This is a genomic window from Moraxella sp. CTOTU47618 (genome assembly GCF_032017425.1).
Lineage (GTDB): Bacteria > Pseudomonadota > Gammaproteobacteria > Pseudomonadales > Moraxellaceae > Faucicola > Faucicola tetraodonis.
This window is the reverse complement of the sequence record NZ_DALZPW010000006.1, coordinates 97535-121240: the sequence shown is the minus strand read 5'-3', so window position 1 is coordinate 121240 and position 23706 is coordinate 97535. Positions and strand designations below refer to the sequence as shown.

General features: G+C 44.4%; 22 protein-coding genes. 14 read left to right on the top strand and 8 right to left on the bottom strand.

Features of this window, described 5'->3' with window-relative positions; genetic code table 11:
• Nucleotide 1: 1 nt before the first annotated feature.
• The gene (lptG, locus tag RTS09_RS06590; RefSeq protein ID WP_312535411.1) at nt 2-1075 is read right to left on the bottom strand and encodes an LPS export ABC transporter permease LptG; all 1074 of its coding nucleotides are present in this window, start codon (nt 1073-1075) and stop codon (nt 2-4) included.
• Nucleotides 1072-2187 carry an LPS export ABC transporter permease LptF gene (gene lptF / locus RTS09_RS06585; RefSeq protein WP_409418377.1) on the bottom strand — a complete coding sequence of 372 codons (1116 nt, stop codon included), beginning with the start codon at nt 2185-2187 and terminating at the stop codon, nt 1072-1074. Before lptF ends, lptG begins: the two co-directional genes overlap by 4 nt.
• Before the next feature lie 382 nt (nt 2188-2569).
• On the opposite strand from lptF, the gene RTS09_RS06580 reads away from it, so the two are divergent.
• The 3 genes from RTS09_RS06580 to sstT all read left to right on the top strand — a co-directional run bounded on the left by RTS09_RS06580 (nt 2570) and on the right by sstT (nt 5934).
• Nucleotides 2570-4084 (top strand): leucyl aminopeptidase, encoded by a 1515-nt coding sequence (locus tag RTS09_RS06580; protein ID WP_312522223.1) that lies wholly within the window; start codon nt 2570-2572, stop codon nt 4082-4084.
• A 21-nt stretch (nt 4085-4105) separates the two neighbouring features.
• The gene (locus RTS09_RS06575; RefSeq protein ID WP_312522221.1) at nt 4106-4573 is read left to right on the top strand and encodes a DNA polymerase III subunit chi; all 468 of its coding nucleotides are present in this window, start codon (nt 4106-4108) and stop codon (nt 4571-4573) included.
• A gap of 125 nt (nt 4574-4698) precedes the next feature.
• Nucleotides 4699-5934 (top strand): serine/threonine transporter SstT, encoded by a 1236-nt coding sequence (gene sstT, locus RTS09_RS06570; protein ID WP_312522219.1) that lies wholly within the window; start codon nt 4699-4701, stop codon nt 5932-5934.
• A gap of 173 nt (nt 5935-6107) precedes the next feature.
• Here the strand turns inward: sstT and RTS09_RS06565 are convergent, their stop codons facing one another.
• A complete protein-coding gene (locus RTS09_RS06565) occupies nt 6108-6599 on the bottom strand; it encodes a hypothetical protein (RefSeq protein WP_312535405.1) in 492 nt (163 codons plus the stop codon).
• A 552-nt stretch (nt 6600-7151) separates the two neighbouring features.
• On the opposite strand from RTS09_RS06565, the gene RTS09_RS06560 reads away from it, so the two are divergent.
• Complete coding sequence (locus RTS09_RS06560) at nt 7152-7307, top strand: DUF1328 domain-containing protein (RefSeq protein ID WP_007115844.1); 156 nt, start codon at nt 7152-7154, stop codon at nt 7305-7307.
• Between the two features lie 133 nt (nt 7308-7440).
• Here RTS09_RS06560 and RTS09_RS06555 read toward each other — a convergent pair whose 3' ends face one another.
• Both RTS09_RS06555 and RTS09_RS06550 read right to left on the bottom strand, forming a co-directional pair.
• The gene (locus RTS09_RS06555; protein ID WP_312535402.1) at nt 7441-8427 is read right to left on the bottom strand and encodes a putative bifunctional lysylphosphatidylglycerol flippase/synthetase; all 987 of its coding nucleotides are present in this window, start codon (nt 8425-8427) and stop codon (nt 7441-7443) included.
• A 47-nt stretch (nt 8428-8474) separates the two neighbouring features.
• The gene (locus tag RTS09_RS06550; protein WP_312385996.1) at nt 8475-8759 is read right to left on the bottom strand and encodes a DUF1289 domain-containing protein; all 285 of its coding nucleotides are present in this window, start codon (nt 8757-8759) and stop codon (nt 8475-8477) included.
• Nucleotides 8760-9020: 261 nt separating this feature from the next.
• Here RTS09_RS06550 and RTS09_RS06545 point away from each other — a divergent pair, with 261 nt between their 5' ends.
• From RTS09_RS06545 to RTS09_RS06520, 6 genes are all read left to right on the top strand, one after another.
• On the top strand, nt 9021-9650 hold the full coding sequence (locus RTS09_RS06545) for a YqiA/YcfP family alpha/beta fold hydrolase (RefSeq protein ID WP_144918679.1): 630 nt from the start codon (nt 9021-9023) through the stop codon (nt 9648-9650).
• 120 nt (nt 9651-9770) lie between these two features.
• Nucleotides 9771-11660 (top strand): DNA topoisomerase IV subunit B, encoded by a 1890-nt coding sequence (parE, locus tag RTS09_RS06540; protein ID WP_312535396.1) that lies wholly within the window; start codon nt 9771-9773, stop codon nt 11658-11660.
• Nucleotides 11661-11862: 202 nt separating this feature from the next.
• The gene (locus RTS09_RS06535; RefSeq protein WP_065253566.1) at nt 11863-12201 is read left to right on the top strand and encodes a YnfA family protein; all 339 of its coding nucleotides are present in this window, start codon (nt 11863-11865) and stop codon (nt 12199-12201) included.
• A 101-nt stretch (nt 12202-12302) separates the two neighbouring features.
• On the top strand, nt 12303-12938 hold the full coding sequence (locus RTS09_RS06530; protein ID WP_312535393.1) for a lysophospholipid acyltransferase family protein: 636 nt from the start codon (nt 12303-12305) through the stop codon (nt 12936-12938).
• A 362-nt stretch (nt 12939-13300) separates the two neighbouring features.
• Complete coding sequence (locus tag RTS09_RS06525) at nt 13301-14146, top strand: BamJ family beta-barrel-assembly machinery protein (protein WP_050325169.1); 846 nt, start codon at nt 13301-13303, stop codon at nt 14144-14146.
• 100 nt (nt 14147-14246) lie between these two features.
• A complete protein-coding gene (locus tag RTS09_RS06520; protein WP_312535391.1) occupies nt 14247-15041 on the top strand; it encodes a BamJ family beta-barrel-assembly machinery protein in 795 nt (264 codons plus the stop codon).
• Nucleotides 15042-15122: 81 nt separating this feature from the next.
• On the opposite strand, the gene argA is transcribed toward RTS09_RS06520, so the two are convergent.
• Nucleotides 15123-16481 (bottom strand): amino-acid N-acetyltransferase, encoded by a 1359-nt coding sequence (gene argA, locus RTS09_RS06515; protein WP_096489580.1) that lies wholly within the window; start codon nt 16479-16481, stop codon nt 15123-15125.
• A gap of 499 nt (nt 16482-16980) precedes the next feature.
• Between argA and RTS09_RS06510 the strand changes: the two genes are divergently transcribed.
• The gene (locus tag RTS09_RS06510) at nt 16981-17514 is read left to right on the top strand and encodes a hypothetical protein (RefSeq protein WP_284034955.1); all 534 of its coding nucleotides are present in this window, start codon (nt 16981-16983) and stop codon (nt 17512-17514) included.
• Nucleotides 17515-17593: 79 nt separating this feature from the next.
• On the opposite strand, the gene RTS09_RS06505 is transcribed toward RTS09_RS06510, so the two are convergent.
• The gene (locus RTS09_RS06505; protein ID WP_312535389.1) at nt 17594-18490 is read right to left on the bottom strand and encodes a patatin-like phospholipase family protein; all 897 of its coding nucleotides are present in this window, start codon (nt 18488-18490) and stop codon (nt 17594-17596) included.
• A 7-nt stretch (nt 18491-18497) separates the two neighbouring features.
• Nucleotides 18498-18818 carry an OST-HTH/LOTUS domain-containing protein gene (locus tag RTS09_RS06500; protein WP_312535386.1) on the bottom strand — a complete coding sequence of 107 codons (321 nt, stop codon included), beginning with the start codon at nt 18816-18818 and terminating at the stop codon, nt 18498-18500.
• 261 nt (nt 18819-19079) lie between these two features.
• On the opposite strand from RTS09_RS06500, the gene recG reads away from it, so the two are divergent.
• From recG to RTS09_RS06485, 3 genes are all read left to right on the top strand, one after another.
• Nucleotides 19080-21233, top strand: a complete 2154-nt coding sequence (recG, locus tag RTS09_RS06495) for an ATP-dependent DNA helicase RecG (RefSeq protein WP_312535383.1) — start codon at nt 19080-19082, stop codon at nt 21231-21233.
• A 208-nt stretch (nt 21234-21441) separates the two neighbouring features.
• Nucleotides 21442-21621, top strand: coding sequence for a hypothetical protein (locus tag RTS09_RS06490; protein ID WP_099807412.1), 180 nt, complete (start codon nt 21442-21444; stop codon nt 21619-21621).
• A gap of 250 nt (nt 21622-21871) precedes the next feature.
• The gene (locus RTS09_RS06485; RefSeq protein ID WP_099807413.1) at nt 21872-23689 is read left to right on the top strand and encodes an alkaline phosphatase D family protein; all 1818 of its coding nucleotides are present in this window, start codon (nt 21872-21874) and stop codon (nt 23687-23689) included.
• The last annotated feature ends 17 nt before the right edge of the window (nt 23690-23706 follow it).

Sequence of the window (23706 nt, the reverse complement as noted above, 5' to 3'; positions counted from 1 at the left end):
ATCAGTTTTTATTTCTAATTAAATACACGCCAAGCGCGGCACTGCCAATAATCGGTAACAGCACCATAAAAAACGGTGAAAATCCCGTGCTTAGACTGACAAAACCGACCAAATCTTGCAAATAACTAAATACCAAGCCAAAGAGCAGAGCAATCACAATGCGATAGCCCAAGCTTTGGTTACGCAAGGAGCCAAATACAAATGAACAAGCAACCAATACTAGCGATAACATGGCAAAAGGCGCCAATAGCTTTTTCCAAAAGGCAACTTCATGCTCAAGCGAGCGGCGTTTGTCTTTGGCTAAGAGCTGTTGGTGCTGCCATAATTCGGTCACTGACATGTTATCAGGGCTGCGTGTTAACAGATAAATCGCTGACGGCTCAATGGGTAATTGCAGCGTCATAGTCGGGATGGTAGTTAATTGACTGTGTCCATCGGCGGCGATGGTCAATTGTTTGATTTGTTGCAGCTGCCAGCCCGATGTCTTATCGGCGGTATTTTGACTGACAAAGCTGCCGGTATCGGCCTGCAGCACTTGTTGGATATGGGCGTTGTCGTCTAGCTGCCAAACTTTGATATTTTTGAGCTCGCCTTTGGTATTAGCATAGTCAATATTGATGATGCGGTTGGCTTGTTTGTCCCAATAACCATTGATGGCACTTGATAGCAAAGGCTTGTCATGTTTGACTTGGTGCGCTAACTGATTGCTAGTTGGCACTACATACTGGCCAAGTAATAGACCGATAATGACAAAAAGAATCGCTGGTTGCATCACCCAACCGACTATTTTAAAGCGGCTGATACCTGCCGCTTGAATCACCGTCAGCTCACTGGTGTTGGCAAGCAAGCCTAGACCTACCACTGCACCTAATAGCGTGCCAAATGGCATATAGTCGAGTAAATCACTGGGTGCACTATAGGCAATAAAACGCAAGGCATCTAAATAATTGTAATGATCATTAAGATCCTGCAACTCTGCCAGATAATCAAAGACGACTTTAAGTAGCCAAAGACCAATAATGGCGCCTGTCATGGCAAAAAGCGCTTGTTTTTTAACGTAACGAGATAAAATCATGACTGACCGCCTGCGGACAACTGACGACTGTGGCGACGATAGCGGACACGATGTACCACGCGGCTTTGCCAATTTAACAACAATGCAAATGCGATAAAACCAACGATTAGCCAAATATACGCGTACTCACTAATGCGCTCTTTACCAATGGCAGTGCGTAGTGAAATGATACTAATCGCACAGCTAGCAAATATGAGCACTGAAGGTAACAGACGAAGCCAGCGTCCTTGACGGGGACGCACCTGAGCAAGCGGGGTAGCAAGCATCGCCGCAATGATAATCAGCCACGGCATGGTCAAGCGATAGCCCAGCTCGGCTTTGACTTCGGGTTTTTGGGTATTGGCGAGCAGTTTGGCAGTAGTTTGGGTTTCGACATTGGTTTCGGTAATTTTTTCACTGGCAGGTTTTTCTAGGGTAATGCGATATTTTTCAAAACTGGCTTGGTTATAGTTGGCGTTATTGGTGCCAAGCTCATAGCGACGACCCTGAAACAAATCTAGCTGCATTGAGCTATCCGTGTCTTTACTGGGTACTTGATAGGCGCGCGTGGCCGTGATGATAACATCGTTTTTGGCGATTTTGCCGCTTTTGTCGGTTTGCTGTTGCACCACGTATAGATTTTTGAGTTCACGTTTTTCTTTATCAAACTCATCGACATACAGGTGATAGTTACCACTGCTGATAAAGGTTTTTGGACGCACTAAATCGAGCAAACTACCGAGCGACTGGGTTTGCCAAATCTGCTTACTGTTAGACAGTCCCCATGGTTTTGCCCAAAGACTAATCCCCATCTGAAATACAAATAACCCAGCAATGAGCGGAATCATCAAACGTGTCAAACGGCCACGACTGATGCCACTGGCAAACAGGACGCTCATCTCCTGATCCACGTACATACGACCGAGCACGAGCATCAGTGCGATAAAAAATGACAGCGGTAAAATCAGCTCAAGAAAGGTTGGAATGTTATAGCCAATAATAGCAAATAGCAAACCCACATCCAGCCTGCCTTCTGCAGCGATACCAAAATAGCGGATTAAGCGACCGCCAAGCATCAGCGCCATCAGAAATAACAGCACAATCGCAGTATTAGCGGCGACTTGTTGCGTCATATAGCGTCGTAATATCACAAGTAACCACCTAATATTACTCAAAAATTAATCAATTCAAACAGCTAGGGAAGTAAATGCCAATATTGTACGACATCATACCATTCGGCGCATCTGTTAATCGGCTATTTTAGCGCGTCACCGACAGATTATGAATATGAATACTGTAAGGTAACATTTCACAATGACTTTTCACCACCACTTTTTACAGCCGCTTTATCAAAGCCATTTTTTACAAAGACTTTTTACAACCGCATTCTACCCTACACAATGACGCCTGCTATCCCATCGCCCAATATTATAAGCCAAATGCTATAACCCAAATACGATAATAGGTATGCTATGATAATAGTTATTTCTTGATGACAATAATTAAGGAGCTTAAATGAGTTTGACATTGACACTAGCGACCGCGCTTAAAAAAACGGTCAAGAATAGCTATCACGTGGTATTGGTAGATGACAATAGCCAAACTATGGGGCAACTAACGAGTGAGCTACAAACCGCTGTCAGTAGCCTAATTGAAGCGAGTCGTTTTAAGGGTAAGCTTGCCGACACCGCCATCAGTTATGGCGCTGACAACAATACGGGTTTATTGTTGGTTGGCGTGGGCAGTCAAGACAAATTAAACGGCGGTAGCCTGCAAAAAATTGCCAAAGCAATTTATGCAAGTTTGAGCCGTCTTACCAAATCTGCCGTGATTAGTTTAGGCGATAGTATTGATGAAGTGAGTTTTGGTCAGCTAGCATTAGCCCTGCTAAATCAAAGCTATACCTTTGATATTTATAAATCGCAAAAAGCGGATAAACCGACGCTAAAAGACGTGACCTTATTGGTCAGCGCAGACAACCAAGCCGCGTTTGACACCCTGCTACAGCTGCAGCAGGCGACTGCGCAAGGCCAATCACTCACCAAAGATTTAGCAAATCAGCCACCGAATGTGTGTTTCCCTGCCTATCTTGCACAGCAAGCGCAAAACTTGGCAAATCAATACCCAGAGCTATTGACGGTAAAAGTACTGGGTGAAAAAGACATGCAGCAATTAGGGATGAACTGCTTTTTGGCAGTCGCTCGCGGCTCCGCACATGAAGCTAAGCTAGTATTACTTGAGTACAATGGCAAAGCCGCCAAAAAAGACAAAAACAGCAAAACCAAAGGCAAAAAATCAAGCCTAGAGCAACCGATTGTACTTGTAGGTAAAGGCATCACCTTTGACAGTGGTGGTATCTCACTCAAACCAGGTCTGGGCATGGGCGAGATGAAATACGACATGGGCGGTGCAGCGGCAGTCATGGGCATGATTAAAGCGCTATGTGAAGCGCGTCTACCGCTACAAGTCGTTGGCGCACTCGCTTGTGCGGAGAATATGCCATCAGGAACAGCGACTCGCCCTGGTGATATCGTCACCGCCATGAATGGTAAAACCGTGGAAATCCTCAATACTGATGCAGAAGGTCGTTTGGTACTTTGTGACACCTTGGTATATGTGCAGCGCTATCAGCCAAAAGTGATTATTGACATGGCAACCTTGACGGGGGCGTGTATCGTGGCGCTGGGTTATGTGCGCTCAGGTTTATACAGTAACAATGAAGATGTGATTTTTGAGCTTGAACAAGCTAGCGAATCAGCGTATGACCGTGTTTGGCACATGCCACTGGATGATGACTACCAAGAGCAGCTTAAATCCAACATGGCAGATATGCAAAACATTGGTGGTATGCCAGCAGGGTCAGTCACAGCGGCGTGTTTTTTATCCAAGTTTGTTGAAGATATCCCTTGGGCGCACTTGGATATCGCAGGGACGGCATGGCAGTCGGGTAAAGAGCCAACCGCAACAGGTCGTCCAGTACCGTTATTGATGCATTATCTTTATCGCCAAGCTGCCCAAGATGCAGTCTAGGTGATAGGACGCTGACCCCTAATGATGGCCTCGCAAATTAGTTTTTATATTTTGTCCCCGCAAAAAAAACAGCTGGCGTTTGTCTGCCAGCTGATTTCAACCGTGCTAGCCAAAAGCGATGATAGCATTATCGTAGTGGCAGCATCCGAGCTATTACCCCCACTTGATGACCGACTATGGTCATTGAGTGATGTGGCGTTTATTCCCCACCAAATTATCCAGCAACTTGATGCCTTTTATCACCAAAAACTCCCTGCCAGTGTGGTACTTACCGATAATATCGAACTTGTCACCCAATTTGATGGCGTCGTCATCAATCTCACCAATGAGGCGATTGTAGATACCCAAGCTAGCCGCCTGCTAGAAGTTATCGACGCTGCCCCCGAACAGGTTGAAAGTGGTCGTCAAAAATACCGCGTTTATCAAGCACAATTACAATCACTAGCAACCAACAGCGCACCTGCCATCCAAGTTTTTCAAATCCGATAACCTCTCTACCCAACACTTTGATAGAGTTAAGTTGACAAGTTGACGATTTTAAAAATAATTTATGCAAATTGTTAAAAAATGTTAATATATCAGCCATTTTTGCGGTGAAATATTAAGAGGTTATTATGTTAAAGCTTATCCAAGCGTATCAGCGCGTGGGGTTGGTGCCTTTGATTGTGATAGGGCTGATACTTGGTATTTTAGTCGGTTCATTAGCCAATCCGACTATCATCGGCGGTTTATCCATGAGTGTGGCGCAAACCATCTCAATTTTGGGTGCGTTGTTTGTCGGTGCGTTAAAAGCGATTGCACCGTTGTTGGTGTTTATCTTAATCATTGCCGCTATCAGTCAGCATAAATCAGGCACTCAGGTCAATGTCCGCTCAACCTTGGTGCTGTATATGGCAGGTACGTTCTTGGCAGCTTTGACAGCCGTCGTAGCAAGCTTTTTATTCCCAACCGAATTGATTTTAAAAGCTAGTGAAGTCAGTCAGACGCCACCGTCATCCTTAGCAGAAGTGATAAAAGTACTCTTGACCAACATGGTGGAAAATCCCGTCAAATCAATCGTCAATGCTAACTACATGGGCGTGTTATCGTGGGCGGCGATTTTGGGTCTTGCCTTGCGCCATGCCTCAGACAATACCAAGCAAATGATTAACGATTTGGCGGAGGCGGTCTCAAGCGTGGTCAAATGGGTAATTTGGTTTGCGCCATTGGGCGTGTTTGGCTTGGTGACACAAACCATCGCTGAAACTGGTCTGTCGGTGTTATTAAGTTATGCCCGTTTGTTAGCAGTGTTGGTCGGCTCTATGGCATTTATCGCGTTGGTTGTAAACCCATTGATTGTGTTTGTCAAAACCCGCAAAAATCCCTATCCACTGGTGTTTACCTGTCTTAAAGAAAGTGGCATCACCGCCTTCTTTACTCGCAGTTCAGCCGCCAATATTCCTGTGAATCTAAACCTTGCGCATAAGTTAGGTTTGCATGAAGATACTTATTCAATCACTATTCCACTAGGTGCCACCATTAATATGGCAGGGGCGGCGATTACCATCAATGTCATGACATTGGCAGCGGCACATACATTAGGTATTCACGTGGACTTCGGGTCTGCGCTGTTGTTAGCGGTGGTATCTACCTTAGCTGCGGCGGGGGCATCGGGTGTTGCAGGGGGGTCATTGCTATTGATACCATTGGCCTGTAGTTTCTTTAATATTCCTGACACCATTGCCATGCAGGTAGTCGCAATTGGCTTTATTATTGGGGTAATACAAGACTCGGTTGAGACAGCACTCAACTCATCAACGGACGTGTTATTCACTGCAGCAGCGGATCCCAAATACGCTTATCATCGCTAAAAGTTGTTAAAGATTTTGAGCGATATAACAATAAAAAAGGAACAATAAAAAAAGGGTATCAAGCGTGTCTTCTTTATTGTCCAAATAATCAATACACTAATTAGCTAATAATCCACAAAAAAAAGATGCCACACAGGCATCTTTTTTTATAAAAATCGTTTAACAATTAGCGATTATGGGTTTACTACAACAGGTACAGTTTGTACGTCAACGGGTACGGTCGTCGTTGTTGAGGCAATCGCTGTATTGTCGTCAATAGGTTTAACGGTGACTGCTTGAACCGCAGGCCCTTTTGGGATAACTTTTACTACAGGGACCACAACTACAGGATTGGGTTGAGCATTCATAGGTGCTCTTGGCGCAACAGATTTGTTAGTGCTTTCGTCGATTTTTAGGTCAGCTGGGATATCAATGTTTACTTCACTGGTTCTTGGCGTTGCTTTGCTGCCTTTTTTAGCCTTGGCTGAAGCTTTGGTACTGTGAGTATTTTTTGAGGCTTTTGTGGATTTTTGCGTCGCTTTTTGCGGTTTTGCTTTTGCCGATGCGACGTTTTTGTGTGTGGTAGTCGATTTGGTCGTAGTTGTTACTTTAGTCGCTGCTTGGGCACTCACGGTAAGACCTGTTGCTATGACTAATGCAGTAAGTGTTGTGGCTAACTTTTTCATAATTTTTTCCTCATTGTTGATTGCTATACTTGTGTCTATAGTTATTCTATAGTTATATAGGTAGTTAGTATAATTCCCAAATATGACAGTATTATAAAGAGAATCACTGTTAAGGGAATACTAAAAGCCTAGATGCCATTATAAAACAATCATCGGCCGCAACAATGTAAGGATTAGGGACAAAATGTTGAGAATACGTAAACAAATCCTAATGCCATTAAGGAAGTCATTCGGTGGCGTTAACAATCAGTGAGATTGTCAATGCAAGCTACAGCTACATTAACACAGCATTGCAATACTTACTAATGCTTACCAGAAGCATGAACATCATTAACCATGCATGGTTTTTTTTGCACTTTGTTATACACAGGCTATGAGAAAGCCACAAACCTTACAAAAGTGCTCGTTACAACGCTATAGAATTATTTTAATATGTACTCATGCAATAAAGCATAGGTTAACAGGCTTTAACAACTAAAATGCAAAGTGTCTAATGCAAAATTTCTAAGTGCAAAAACAGGACATTTAAAACAATAAAAAAGGAGAATTATCATGTTTCGTTGGGCTATTATTTTTGCGGTAATCGCACTCATTGCTAGTTTCTTAGGGTTTGGTGGTGTCGCAGGTTTATCGGCAAACTTGGCATATGTGTTCTTGGCAGTAGCAGTGATTTTATTTATTATCGCCTTTATTAGCCGAAAAGTTTAAACACTAAAGTGATAAGATAGGTCGATTTAACAGGTCTATTTAATCTGGTATGATCATACCAAACATGCTTAAAATAACCTTTTACGATATGAAAACATGTTTGTTTGATGCAAAGTGTTAACAATGTAAAAGGTTATTTTTTTTTGTCAGAGTTTTCACTCAAATATAGCTTTGCCTCATATGCCAATAATGCCAGTAAGGCAACCAAAAATGGCATGATGTAATACAGTAATCTAAAAATCAATAATACTGCCAGCATCTGCGTCCGATCGACTTTGGGCAAAGCCGTAATCATAACCACTTCAAATACGCCCAATCCCCCAGGGACATGACTTAAAATACCGATTGCCATTGATTGAATAAACGCAGAAAAGGTCGCCCAATAACTGATATGCTCAGAAGGCGGCAATAGTAAGTATAGTACCAATGCCACGGTACTTAAATCTAAAATGGCAATCGCAATCTGTTGCAGCACAATTTTGGCGGGCGGTAAGTCAAAACGCCAACCCCGAATCACCACATGTTTGCCTTGCCTGCCAGCGTACACAATAATCGCTGCAATAACGATTAACATGATGATGCCAAGCATCCGTACATAGAAAGTATGCTCAAAGATGCCAAGGGATTTATCCAGTTCGGATAATAGTTGAATGGTAATATCAGGATGGCTAGTCAAAGACGCCCCAATCAACGTGGTAATACCAAAGGTAAATGCCATTGACACCATCCAGACGATGTTGGCAATTTCATTATGACTCAGATTAAAACGGCGATAGTTACGATAACGGATACCACTCGCGGTGACAAGATTGAGCCCAATGGTGTGGCTAATGGCATAAGCGGTAAAAGAGGTGAGGGCGACATGCGGGTAATCAAGTTTTTTGCCGATTTGGCGTAGTGCAATAAAATCATAAATGGTGAGTACTAAATAACCAAAAGCCACCACGATGGCGGCGATAATAAGATGGAAAGTAGGAATATGCGCGATAGCGTCTAGAACGTCTTGATAGTGCACAGTTTTGGTCAAACGGTAAAGCGCACGAATTGCCATGAAAAAAATCAATACCGTAATCGCTGTTAATGCAAGTCGCCAAACCTGCTTAAACCAAGAACTATTCATGCATTCAACCTAATTTTTTTTAGTAGACATTACGATCAATTAATCAATTAGTCGCCAACATTATTTTCATTATCTTCAAACAATGTCAAATTTATCTCATCTTCTTGCGCAGTTTGAGTGGGGGTTTGGTGCGCCAAACGCTCGGCACGCAGTCGTTTGAGTCGTCGGATAGTCAATAACTTAAGTACTTGCCGCTTTTGGGAGTCATTCATCATAAGCCAAAGGTCACGCTCGGTACGATTGCGCAAACAGCCTTTACAATACCCCTGTTTATCAAGCTCGCAGACTTGAATACAAGGACTGGCAATCTCAAATAACTCTTGCTGCTCCATCGCGGTGATAACTCCTGACTACGCCATGCAAATGGACAAGTAATCCACCTATGCAGAGATAGGGTTAACTGGACTGAAAATCAAATAACACAGGCAAAAACGTACCTTCAACTACGGCTATCTAACTAACACGACAAATTTTAACGTGTTGAAACCTCGCATCATGGCTATTTTAGCCAAGCAATGCTAAGATTAAATGTTGGCCAAATCAACCACAGTCGATATGATAATTTACTATAATTAAAAAATAGCGAGAAAACCATGCAAATTGTGTATATTCACGGACTTGATAGTAATCCAAACGCCGAAAAAGCGCAAAAACTCAAAGATTTTTGTGCCAAAAATTTTCCACAAATTCATGTCGTTGCGCCCGACTTGAATCGTTCACCCAACGAGTCGATTGCTTTAATCCAAGAAATTATTGCCAAAGACCCGAATACAGGTTTGGTCGGTAGTTCGCTCGGTGGATTTTATGGCAATATTTTGGCAAATTTGACAGGTAAAAAAACGGTATTGCTCAATCCAAGTGTGCACAGTGGCACAAGTCTCAAGCGTTTTTTTGGGGAAGATTTTGACGGTTTGCCCGATGATTATATCGGTCACGTGACCCCCGATGGTTGGCATATTAGTAAAAAAGATATTGAGTGGCTGGTAGCAAATCGCCCCGAACAATCGCTCAATCCGCAGAATTTATTGGTAATCTTGAAAAAAGGCGATGAGTTGCTTAATTTCCAAGATGCGGTCAATTATTTTAGTCAAAGCGCTTTGGAAAAAAGCAATGCCCAAAGCCATATCATTGTGGAAGAGGGTGGCGACCATGTGATGAGTGATTTTGAAACCAAACTACCGCAAATCATACTGTTCTTGTTCGGCTTGCCGTTGATTAAATAAAAAATGTTGGTCAAAAGTTCAAGCATTAACCTAGAAAATGGGTTTGCGTCATATCACTAGCTATATCTACTATTTGTATTTGTTATGAATCATTTAAAATTTTAAAAAATTAAGGTTGTTATGAGTAGTTACACATCCACATCACTTGAAGTATTAGAAGGTCTTGACCCGGTACGCCGTCGTCCTGGTATGTACACTGACACCACCCGCCCCAACCACCTTGCCCAAGAAGTCATCGACAACTCGGTGGACGAAGCGCTTGCAGGTCACGCCAAAAACATTACTGTCATTCTACACACCGACGGCTCTCTGTCAGTCGAAGATGACGGACGTGGCATGCCGACCGACATTCACCCCGAATTTAACCAATCGGGGATTGAACTGATTTTGACACGCCTACACGCAGGCGGTAAATTTTCTACCGACAACTACCAAGTCTCAGGCGGTCTGCATGGCGTGGGGATTTCAGTCGTCAATGCTTTGTCGCACAAAGTCGATGTCACTGTGTGGCGAAATGGCGAAGCATTCACCATGCAATTTGTCGATGGCAATGCCGTTGCCCCGCTGGCGGTTGCGCCGTCTTCTAACAAGAAAAAACGCGGTACGTTGGTGCGATTTTGGGTCAATGAAACATACTTTGATTCACCAAAATTTAACATTAAACAACTCAAACACCATCTTAAAGCCAAAGCCGTGTTATCGGCAGGGCTGACCATCACTTTTATCAATGACATTGACGGCGATAAAGACGTTTGGCAATTTACCGATGGGCTATCGCAATATCTCACCGAGCAACTGGTCGAAGAAATCATTCTCCCAGAACAGCCATTCGTGTTTAATTACGACGCCAAAAAAGGCGAACGAGCAGGGTTAAGCTTTGCCATTTGTTGGCTTAGCGAGGGTGGTACGCCTGTGCAAGAAAGCTACGTTAACTTGATTCCTACAGCACAAGGTGGCACCCACGTCAATGGACTACGCACAGGCATTACTGACGCGTTAAAAGAATTTTGTGAACTGCACAATCTACTGCCGCGCAACGTCAAACTCGCTCCTGAAGATGTGTGGGATGGGGTCAATTATATTTTATCGCTAAAATTCTCCGAACCGCAATTTAGCGGACAGACCAAAGAGCGCTTATCGAGCCGAGAAGCGGCGGGCGTGGTACAAGCCTTTGCCAAAGATGGCTTTAGCCTGTGGCTCAACCAACACTCGGAGATTGCCAAACAAATCGCTGAATTGGCGATTAATAAAGCAGGCAAACGGCTCAAATCTGCCAAAAAAGTTGAGCGTAAAAAAATCACCCAAGGACCTGCACTGCCAGGCAAATTGGCGGATTGTCGCGGTGATTTGCGAGATGGCGCAGAGCTGTTTTTGGTGGAAGGGGATTCGGCAGGTGGCTCGGCAAAACAAGCCCGTGACCGTCACTTCCAAGCCATTATGCCCCTGCGAGGCAAGATTTTGAACACATGGGAAGTGTCACCCGATACGGTGCTTGCCAGTGAAGAAATCCACAACATTGCCATTGCCATTGGCGTTGATCCTGATTCGGACGACTTGAGCGAACTGCGTTATGATAAAATCTGTATTTTGGCGGATGCCGATTCGGATGGACTGCATATTGCCACATTGCTGTGTGCGCTGTTTGTCAAACACTTTAAAGCGGTCGTTGATGCAGGGCATTTGTATGTCGCTATGCCACCACTATACCGCATTGATATTGGCAAAGATGTGGAGTACGCCCTTGATAATGACGAGCTTGAGCAAATCTTGAAAAAAGTGGCAAAAAATAAAAAGCCGCAAATTACCCGTTTTAAAGGTTTGGGCGAGATGAGTGCCGAACAGCTACGTGAAACCACGATGAATCCTGATACGCGACGTTTGGTGCAGCTAGACCTTGATGACCCAACTGCGACCGATAGCGTGATGGATATGCTGCTTGCCAAAAAACGCGCCAGCGACCGTAAAGTATGGCTTGAGCAAAAAGGCGATTTGGCGGAAATTGGGGTTTAATGGCTAGGCAAAAATGATTGACGTTAAGCTTACACTGATAGCGTGTACTTTTGACAGTGTATGGCTATCTGATACGTTTAAACATTATCAAGTAGATAAATCCTATGACGCGTTAGACTTTTCAAAAGAAAATGACGCTCGTGATGCGATTTATCAACTTTCTCCTTCAGCCTAACATCTAACATGGGGCAAATCCGCGAATATGACTAAACTGTTGATTACCCTGCTTTTATTCTTTATCACCGCCATTGCCGAGATTGTCAGTTGTTATCTTGGCTATCTGATGCTCAAACAGCACAAACCGCTTTGGCTCATTGTACCTATGACCATCACGCTCGCCGTGTTCGTATGGTTATTGACCCTTCATCCCACCGCGACAGGGCGAGTGTATGCCGCATATGGTGGCATCTATATCGCGACGGCTTTGGTATGGCTAAAATTTGTCGATGGCGTTTCTCTGACGCACTGGGACAGCATTGGCGGTTTGGTAATATTGTTGGGTGCAAGTATTATCATCCTTCAGCCCAAAAGTTTGTTATAACTCTCTTCAATCAACAAATTTGCTAATTTCAGTGAACTAATGTAAACTGAAAATTTTAGCCTAGTATTTTAATTCAATCTAGTATCTCAAAGAGTATATTCATGGATATCAACCAAACGCCAGTAGACCCTAGCCAATTTGGGTCTAACGTGCCGCGCCGTCATGACCCAAAAATCGCCAAACTTGCCGCAAAATACTTAAAAATAACAGGTTGGCAAGTGGTCGGTGACGTACCTGATGTCAAACAACTAGTGATGCTCGCTGCCCCTCACACCTCAAACGAAGACGGTTGGAACGCGGTGATGGGTATTTTAACGCTTGGCATTGATGTCAAACTCATGGGCAAAAAAGAGTTGTTTCGTCTCCCCCTCATCGGGCCTTTTTTAAAGTGGGGCGGTATGATCTCAATTGACCGTCAGAAAAAAGGCTCGACTTTGCAGGCGACTTTGGAGCAGTTTAAACAACAAGAGCAGCTTTGGTTAGGGTTGGCACCTGAAGGGACACGCAGTTATACCGAAAAATGGAAAACAGGGTTTTATCATATTGCCGTAGGGGCAGGCGTACCCATTTTACCGATTGCGATGGACTATAACACCAAACAAATGCGCTTTATGCCCTTGTTTTACCCAACAGGCGACTATGACGCCGATTTACCCAAAATTTTAGAAAACTATCGCGGCGTCAAAGGCAAATACTTTGAGAAAATGTCACAGCCGTTACAAGATTTGCATGGCTAACTGTCTTAGCTACCCCATAAATTTCTCATGCTGTTTTTATGTTGAGCTACTTTTAGTTAAGGTAGCTTTATGCCAACGGCTTAACAAGCCTGCTGTCACATTCATCCCATTTATCATTAGCGGGCTGATAGGGTAAAAAAAGGGTAAAAATGCGGTATGAAAGTCCTTCTGCTGCCGATACGGTCAATAAAAGGGTATCGAGGTAAAGACCGTTTTGCTATCGCCGCTATTTGCCCACAAAAAAACCTAAAGCTGACGATGCCATAGGTTTTACAAACTATTTCTGCTATGATAGATACAATTTTGAGACGATTTTTTAATAGTTATTAGACCTTAATTGGACATATCAGATAGGAAATTTTATGAGCAATAATACAGTTCCCGTATTGGCAGCAGTTGTGTTAGGTGCTTTGGCATTATCACCCGTTTTTATCAAAAGTTTTGGCAACGACCCACAAGTAGCCGCCATCGGTAGCCGTCAGTTGGCGGGTAATTCAGCCGCTATCAATGCCCAAAGCAGTGAAGTGGCAAAGGTAGGTTATAGCCTAGGTTATATGATGGGTCAAAACGTCAAAAAAGACGCCAAAGACCTCAATCCTGCTGATATCAATCAAGGTATCAATGACGGTTTTAATGGTAAAGAATCGACCATGACCCGTGAAGAAATGATTAAAGCGGTACAAACCTATGAGCAAAATCAAATCCAAAAACGCCTACAAGACAACCAAACCAAAGGCGAGGCTTTCCTAGCGCAAAACGCTAAAAAAGCGGGTGTCAAAACCACCGCGTCTGGCTTACAGTATGAAGTGCTCAAAGAAGGTACCGGCGCGCAGCCAAAAGCCACAGATATCGTAGCGGTACAATATGAAGGTAAATTGTTAGACGGTAAAGTGTTTGATAGCACCGCACAGCATGGCGGTCAGCCTGCGGTATTCCCGCTTAACCAAGTTATCCCAGGTTGGACCGAAGGCTTACAGTTAATGAAAGAAGGCGGCAAATATCGCTTCTACATTCCATCAAAACTCGCTTACGGTGAGCAAGGCGCCCCCCAAGGTGGTATTGAGCCAAATAGTGTGCTCATTTTTGATGTTGATTTGCTAAAAGTCAACCCACCGGCTGATGCCGCACAGCCTGCCGCAGCAGATATCCAAGCCCAACTACAACAACAAATTGAATCCATGCAGTCAGCTTCTCAACCTGCTCAATAGGTGGGGTTGGCGTCAGATAGGTGATCTCAATCAGCCGGGCAAGCGTAACTATCGAGTTCGCTCGCCCTACTCATCGACACGATGGCAAAGGAACATCCCAATGAGTTTAGGATATAAAAAAGTAAGTTTAGTGACTGGCATCGCTACTGGCATGCTATTAGCAGTTACGTCAATCAGTGCAAATGCCGCACCCGCCAGCACTGGCACAAACAAAGTTGCGTCCTCTGTGTATGTACCAAAGTCCACAGTGACGGCAACTAGCCCAGCATTGGCACAAGTCGGCTATAGCTTTGGCTATCTAATGGGTGAGAGCAACAAAGACAGTATTGATGACTTAAATCTTGATGCGTTTTTTCAGGGATTTCGGGATGCATACTTAGCGCAGTCGCCCAATCTTGACAAAAAACAAATGCAAAAAGTATTGCTAGACTATCAAAAAAACAAAGAAATTGCCTATGCCAAAGAAGTACAAGCGTTAGCAGCTAGTAATGCAGCAAAAGGCAAACAGTTCTTGCTAGAAAACGGCAAAAAATCAGGCGTGAAGACTACCGCGTCGGGTCTACAATACCAAGTGCTAACACAAGGGAGAGGCAAATCGCCTAAAGCGACGGACAAAGTCAAAGTCCACTACGAAGGTCGCTTGATTGACGGTACCATTTTTGACAGCTCTTATAAACGTGGCGAACCTGTGACTTTCCCACTCAACCAAGTGATTAAAGGTTGGACAGAAGGGTTACAGTTGATGAAAGAAGGGGGTAAATACCGGCTGTTTATCCCCGCTAATTTGGGGTATGGCGAAGCAGGCAATGCCGATATCGAACCCAATAGCGTGTTGATTTTTGATATTGAGCTGTTACAAGTCAATCCACCTGTGACCCAACCCGTCAAACTTTAAGAAGTTTTCTCCAGTTGGCTATAAAAAAACGCTCATATTCCTATTGAGCGTTTTTTATATGAGGGCTTGAAAAGCGTACCTTTAAAGCACCTTTTTTAATACTTTAGAATTGCGAGTATTGTCATAAAAGGCATAGCGGTCAGCAGGTAGCGATTCAGCAGGGACTTCCATAAACCCCTGCTCGACAAACCAATGCGCGGTGCGAGTAGTCAATACATAGAGTTCATGGAGGCCGCGGCTACGCGCTTGTTGCTCTAAGAATGCTATTAAATCTGCACCACGGCTACCATTGCGATAATCGGGATGGACAGCCACACAAGCCACTTCCGCGGCTTGGTCGTTGAGTGGGTATAAAGCCGCGCAGCCTAATACCATGCCATCACGCTCAATCACGCTAAAGTTTTCGATATCGCTCTCTAAACCCTCACGTGAACGACGGACCAAAATACCTTGTTCTTCGAGTGGCTCTAGCAGTTCAATCAAACCTACCACATCATCGATATCGGCACGGCGAATTTCTTCATACGGGTCATGGGAGATTAGCGTCCCTGAGCCGTCACGGGTAAATAACTCTTCAAGTAGTGCACCATCTTTGGCATAGGAGATGATATGGGTACGGTGGATGCCGTATTGACAAGCATCGCTGGCTGCCCGTAAGAAACGCGCGATTTCTGAGCTTTCAGGAACATCCCGTAAGAAGCGTGTCACTTCATGCGGAATCATTTCTTTAAGCAGGTGAGTGCCATCTTTATAGATACCTGTTTGCTCACCCAAGAAAATTAATTTATCCGCTTTTAGACTAATCGCGGCTTGTAGCGCCACATCTTCAGCCAGCAGGTTAAATACTTCGCCGGTCGCAGAATAGCCCATACTACCCAAAATTACCACATGATCATGGATTAAATTGTTGTGGATGGCTTCGGCATCAATCGCGCGCACTTCCCCAGTAAATTGATAATCGATGCCATTACGGATACCGTAAGGGCGGGCGGTGACGAAGTTGCCTGAGATGGCATCAATACGAGAGCCATACATCGGCGAGTTGGCAAGTCCCATCGATAGCTGCGCTTCAATTTGCAGGCGAATTGAGCCAACAGCTTTTAGGATATACGGCATGGCTTCTTTTGTAGTGATGCGCACATCATCCGCCATCGGTGTTTCGATATGGTTCTCGGCAAGATTGGCATCAATTTGCGGACGCGCACCGTGGACGAGTACGAGCTTAATGCCAAGACTATGTAGCAGCGCAAAATCATGAATCAAATGGCTAAAATTGTCGTGATTGACCGCTTCGCCATTGAACATAATGACAAAGGTCTTGCCACGATGGGTGTTGATATAGGGCGCAAAGTTACGAAACCATAATACATAAGGCGGGGTAACATAAGCTGGGGTTGTGGCAGCGGCATTTTGTTGGGCAGTATTGGGTAAATCAATCATAGCGTGATAGGCAAGTATAGGGTTATTGTCAGTCATGGTTTCGCCATCGGCAAGTGGTGCATTGCCATGGGTAAAACTTGCTGAAGTATCGGTTGAAGTTGGCATGATAACAGTAGACATGATAAAAAAAGTAGACGTACAAACAGCGCACGATAAAGTTTTGTCTCTTTTAATTAAACATACATGTAAGTTTAACAGCGTGATTGCGCGCATCGCTCAGAGACTAACGATAAGGCTATCAATAAACCTTACAAAATACAATAGCTAATCTTACTGATTTTGGCTGCGCTGTTTGTATTTAGTAAATTCATCCCGCAACTTTCAACTTGCTAGTGAGTTAAATTGTAAAGTTTGTTATGCTAATCTATAGTCGAGCATTAACCTATTTGACCACCCAATCAGCGGTGTATGCCAACCTGCCAAAAAAAGAGAATACGCTAGCACCCGCTGACACAACAATTTTGAACATTTGAAAATCATGATTTAATGGAGAATATTCATGCAAAAGCTTTCAGTATTCGCGCTAATGACCGCCTCACTTGGGGCATCAGCCGCCGCAATGGCTGTGCTACCAACGGTGGCATTAGACCCTGTTGATAATAGTCAAGCAGCACCTATCTCAGCCCCCGCTGCTGGTCAAGTTCAAACCCGCATTTTAGCCTCTGTTGTTGGTCAGGATCCACAAGGTCAAGAAGTGTTAAGCCCCATCAATGCACAAACGCGCCTTGCACCAGGCAACGTCGTAGAATATCGCGGCTACTTAACCAATAACAGCCCTGACCGAATCCGCAACATGAAAGTGACCATGAATATTCCAGCCAATATGGAATTAGTGAGCACGAGCGATGTAGAGCCAACCCGTGCGTTTGGTAGTATGGACGGTGCCAATTTTCAATATATGCCACTAAAAACCAACATGAATGGCGTGCTACAGAACTTACCGATGGCTTACTATAAAGCCATACAGTGGGATGTACCAGGTTTGGGTCTTAATGAAGTAGCGATGGTGAAATATCGTTTAAAAGTAAAATAATAAGCGCTCAATACCTAGAAGCAATGCCTAGAAGGGCTCAACGCATAAAACCGCTCAATTGAATGAGCGGTTTTTTTATTTACAATTTTTGAAACTTGCCGATTTTTTGCTCGATATCGCTGAGCTTTGCTAAGGTTGCAATTTCCCCTGCTTTTATCGTCGCTTCTCTAGCTATGGTATTGGTCGTGCCAATATCACCAACGGCCGGGCGTATCACCACGTCCGCCCATTTGATTTCAGCAGCATTTGCTTGATGGGGGATGACGGCAAATGTCTTATCCAGTAGCGCCCAAAAATCCTGCGGATGACTGTTTTTTGGCGGGCTTGAGACATCTACTGCGATGATAATATCTGCGCCCATTTGTTTGGCAGTTTGCACAGGCACAAGGCTTGTCAGACCGCCATCGCCATAGCGTTTATTGTTGATACGTGGCGGTACAAAAACGCCATACACGCTACTGGATGCACGCACCGCAAGACCGGTATTGCCTTTATCAAAGACGGCTTTTTGCTTGGTGGTTAAATCGGTGGCGACACTGGCAAAACGGATGGGGAGTTTTTCAATCGGTTGATTATCGACTTGAGTATTTACCCAGTTTTGTAATTTGATGCCTTCGATAAAGCCTTGTTTGCTCCAGCTATAATCGAGCAATTCATTATTGCTAACATGGGTTGCGATGTCTTCAAGTTCGCTAGCGGACTTGCCACTGGCGTATAAACTACCGACTAGACTGCCGCTACTGGTACCGACGATTAAGTCGGGGGTGATGCCATTTTTTTCCAGTACCTTGATGACGCCGACATGAGCAAAACCTTTGGCACCGCCACCGCCTAATACAAGGGCGATTTTGGGCTTTGCTGATGGTTGAACGGGTGGTTTAATAGGTTGGGTGGTTATCACTGGCGTTTTAGTGCAGGCGGTAACCGTAAAACAAATGCTAGTAGTTATCAGGGCAAAAAAAGAAAGCGGTTTCATAGCAAGCCTAAGTACGTAGAGCAATCATAATGACACTGGGTTGTCTTTTAACTTTTAAAATGGCAATATTTTCTACCAATTGGGTAAAATTTTTAACCCCAAATTGGGTGGGGTTATAGCCTTTGTTTTTAAGCTCGCTGCCAAACTGTCCAATATGTAGCCAACCTTGGTTTTTAGTCAATAATTTTTTGATTATGGGTTTGGCGAAAATCTCATAAATATCATCGAGCAATTTTTGCTCTTGAATGAGCGTAGTCGCATCGGTTGGTAGATTTTTTGTCTTATTTTGACTCGGTTTTTGCCGAATCATTAACAGATTGTTTTGCATTTGATTGCTAGTTTGCCTTGTTTAAAGTCGCCATAAATTCGCTTGCAGGCGATTGTGCCAAGGGTACTGACCTTAGCTAGAATACTTTCAATATTTTTTGCATTGATATTATCGCCATCAATCAAAACAGCAATATTATTAAATGATAAATTTGTTGAGTTCATCGGTTATAAAGCGTAAATTGTGTCGCTATGTATTCTAACTTAATTTGGTGTTTTTTCATGCTATTTTTATTATAGGCAGATAAGCTAACTTTATAATATGACGCTAAAACCTGACATCTTTAATCTTCCTGTCACCGCACTTGCTGGCGTGGGTAGTAAAATCGCTGAACAGCTTGACCAACTTGGTATTGAGCGCGTGTTTGATTTGTTGCTACATTTGCCCCGTGATTATGAGGATCGCAGCCGACTGGTCAATATGTGTGATGTCGTCGATGGACAATCGGCATTGCTACAAGGCACCGTTGTCCGCGTCGACAACAAAAAGATGGGCCTCAGCGTGACATTGCAAGATAAGACAGCACAAACAACATTACGCTTTTTCAAAGTCTATCGTGGATTGACCGATGCCATGGCAGTGGGCAATACCTTGCGTGTGTTTGGTGAAATCAGTATCAGTAAGTATGGCACCCAAATCAGCCACCCTGAATATGAAATTATTACTGGATATCAACCCTTGACCAATACAGGGCTGATACCTGTTTATCCAACGGTCAAAAACTTGCATCAGAATAAACTGCGTAGCTTGATTCGACTTGCGCTGCAAACGGTTAAACAAGCCAATCCTGTGATGGCTACTATCAGTGATGCTGAGTGGCAAATCGTACAAAGTGCGCTGAGCCAACAGTTTCCGTTACTGGCAGGTAGCCACAACCCATTTGGGGAATTTAGCTTGCTAGAAGCCATTAGCTTTATCCATCAGCCACCGATTTATACCGATTTGAACAAGCAAATGTTGGTATTAGCGGCGTTAAAAAATCGCAGCCATCCGACCTGTCAGCGGCTCATTATCGAAGAAATGCTCGCGCACCAGCTGAGTCTACTGTACCGCAAGCAACAACTTTATCAGCATAAAGCACCGCGATGTGATGCCACAAGCGCGCTTGCCAATCGGCTGTTAGCCAATTTACCTTTTACCCCTACCCATGCCCAAAATCGGGTAGTAGCGGAAATCGTCAAAGATTTGTCAACGTCAGTGCCCATGCTGCGACTCGTGCAAGGCGATGTTGGCGCAGGCAAAACCTTGGTAGCAGCTTTGGCGGCGTGCTATGCGCTTGATAGCGGCTGGCAAGTGGCGGTGATGGCACCGACAGAGATTTTGGCGGAGCAACATCTTAATAACTTTAAAAGCTGGTTTGAACCGCTTGGCATCGGTGTGGGTTGGCTGGTGGGCAAGCAAACAGCCAAAGCGCGTGAAAAAGCCTTGCAACAAGTACAAGACAACGAGGTGCAAATCGTGGTCGGTACGCATGCGCTATTTCAAGAGCATGTTAATTTTGCCAAGTTGGGCTTAGTGATTATCGATGAGCAGCACCGTTTTGGGGTGGAGCAGCGAATGGCGCTGGTCGATAAAGGCTTGGCGCATACCACACCGCATCAGCTGATTATGACAGCCACACCTATACCGCGTACCCTTGCCATGAGTGCATTTGGTGATATGGATACGTCCATCATCGATGAACTACCGCCCAACCGCACCCCCATCACCACCGTCACCATAAGCCGTGACCGACGTGATGAAGTGATTGAGCGTATCGCTGTCAACTGCGAGCAAGGCAAACAAGCTTACTGGGTGTGCCCACTGGTCGAAGAGTCTACCGTGCTTGACGCCCAAGCCGCTGAAGCGACTTATGCCGATTTGAATGACAGGCTCAATCTCAACATTGGCTTGGTGCATGGCAAAATGAAGCCCAATGACAAACAAGCGGTCATGGCGGATTTTAAAGCCGGTAAAACCGCTTTGCTAGTGGCTACCACCGTGATTGAAGTCGGGGTCGATGTGCCCAATGCTTCGCTGATGGTGATTGAAAATGCTGAGCGATTAGGGTTATCGCAATTGCACCAACTACGCGGACGCGTGGGGCGTGGCACCCAAAAAAGCTTTTGCGTATTGCTTTATCAAACGCCATTGTCAGAAACGGGTATCGAGCGGCTCAATGTGCTGCGAGATAGCAATGATGGCTTTGTGATTGCGCAAAAAGATTTGGAACTGCGCGGTGCAGGGGAGCTTTTGGGTAAACGGCAGACAGGATTTGACAGCTACTATGTCAGTGACCTAGCCAGAGATGAAAGCTTGCTAATCGTGGCGCAAGCGATTGCTAAGTACCTAATTGCTGATGAAAATCGCAAATCACAAGTGCAGCAATATATCAGCCATTGGACACCCGATGCCATCAAATACATTAACGCATGATAGCCCATAGTAGAGGCTTAAATTCTGATAAAACGTTGTTTTTACGGATAAAGGGCCTATTCACATCCGCAATTTTTTGTTATTTTATGCCATATGACTGATGGATGAATGGACACTTGTATGACTATTGGTTTTAGTTGATTTTTTATACACGGGGCAATATCACGGTTATTAATTTAGAATTATCAATATTTTAAGGATATATGTTATGCCACAAACTAAATACGATTTACCTATCGCAGACCAAGCCGCTGCTGATGAAATCATCAAGAAAACCGAAGACATCAAAGGGGTCAAGTTTGTCAATGTTAACCCTAATGGCACCATCGTTGTGACCCATGGTGATGACTTTGATGAAGCGGCATTTAAAGCGGCTGCAGGTATCTAGCTACTAGTCTTGATAAGCGACTAGGTTTTATGTCTAGTTTTATTGCCTGAATGTTTTGTTCCCTATATGTTTTGCTGCACAAAAGCTGACTTCGGTCAGCTTTTTTATTGGCTAAAATTTGCCGTTAATTGTTCATTCAATCGTCATACGGTTGTCACCTTAGTCAGCTAATGTTTCTTAGCGATAGCGTATCTTTTTATCACAATTTGACTTTTCATATTGTTGCTTTGCCTTATCTAGAGGAAACCCCATGACTGACCAACCCGCTGAGCAAACTTCTCCTATCCACAATTTGCTTAAAGACACCCAGCCATCAACCCCAAGTATCAACCGTCGCCGTTTTTTACAATCAACATCGCTTGCGACTGCCGCAGGTGCATCGATGTTGCTAGCCGGCTGTAATAATGACAATGATGATAATGATAACACAGCGCAGGTTAGCTTTTTACATGGCGTAGCCAGTGGCGACCCGCTTGCTGACAAAGTGATTTTATGGACTCGTGTGACACCGACGAACAGTGGCAGCAGCCTTGATGTCGATTGGCAAATTGCCAGTGATAATACGTTTAACACCATCATCAATAAAGGCACGAGCAAAACAAACGGTGGGCAAGATTATACGGTCAAGGTGGATGCCACGGGTTTACAGCCAAACACCCCTTACTTTTATCGATTTATATGTGGTGGTGTCACCAGTCCGATTGGCAAAACCAAAACCCTACCTGTCACGAATGTCAATCAAGTGAAACTTGCGGTGGTGAGCTGTTCAAACTATCCTGCAGGGTATTTTCATGCGTATGCCGATATTGCCAAGCGCAGCGACGTTGATGTGCTGCTGCATTTAGGCGATTATATCTACGAATATGGTCGTCATACCATCGATGACCAAGGTAAAACGGTACCTGCCTATGCTTCAAGCCAGGCCGCACAGCTCAAGCGCGAAGTCATCCCAGTGGAAGAATTGCTCACCATTACTGGCTATCGCTTGCGCTATGCTCAATACCGTACCGATAAAGATTTGCAAGCTGTACATGCCGCCATGCCAATGATTGCGGTATGGGACGACCACGAGATTAGTAATGATACTTATAAAGCGGGTGCTGAAAACCACCAACCCAATGAAGGCGATTGGAATCAGCGCAAAATGGACGCCATGAAAGCCTATCATGAATGGATGCCCACGCGTAATAGTGTGATGACGCAAATTTATCGTAGTTTTGATTTTGGTAGTTTACTCAGTCTACATATGCTAGACACCCGTGTCATTGCCCGTGACAAACAGCTAGATTACAATAATTTTTTAATTAAAGACGCCAATGGTCAACTCACTTTAGATGGCGCGAAATTTACCACAGCAATGCAAGATACCAGTCGCCAATTGATTGGTTTGCCCCAACAAAATTGGCTGGCAGGTCAATTGCAAGCGTCAAAGTCGACTTGGCAAATTCTGGGTCAGCAAGTGGTGATGGGGCAGATGTTTATTCCTGCCCCCGTACTGCTCAACTTTATGAACCCTGCCTTGGGGGTAGATGCCGTCACTTATCTGACCCTAATGCAAAAAGCGCAGACCGCGCCCACGACCTTGACGCCGCAAGAGCAGAGTATGGTACAACAATTGCAGCAAGCCCCATTCATTCCTTATAACCTAGATGCGTGGGATGGTTACGCGGTGGCACGCGAGATGATTTATGGTATTGCCAACGCTATGCAAAAAAACTTAGTGGTATTGGCAGGCGATACCCATAACGCTTGGGCAAATAATCTAGTCAATGTCAAAGGTGAACCCGTCGGGGTGGAATTTGCGGTACAATCAGTGACATCGCCAGGTTTTGAAGAATACTTAGCGACAGTTGACCCAAAACAGCTATCGCTGGGGTTACCCATGTTGGTCAAAGGCGGTACGTTAAAATGGTGTGACACCTCTCAGCGCGGTTATATGATTGTGACAGTCACCCCTGAGCAATGCACCAGCGACTGGGTGTTTGTCAGTGATATCACCAAACCCACTTATTCAAGCAGTGTTGGTAAAACCATGCGTGTCAAAGTGGGTGAGCCTTATTTGGTTTAAACAAGTTTGACAAAACC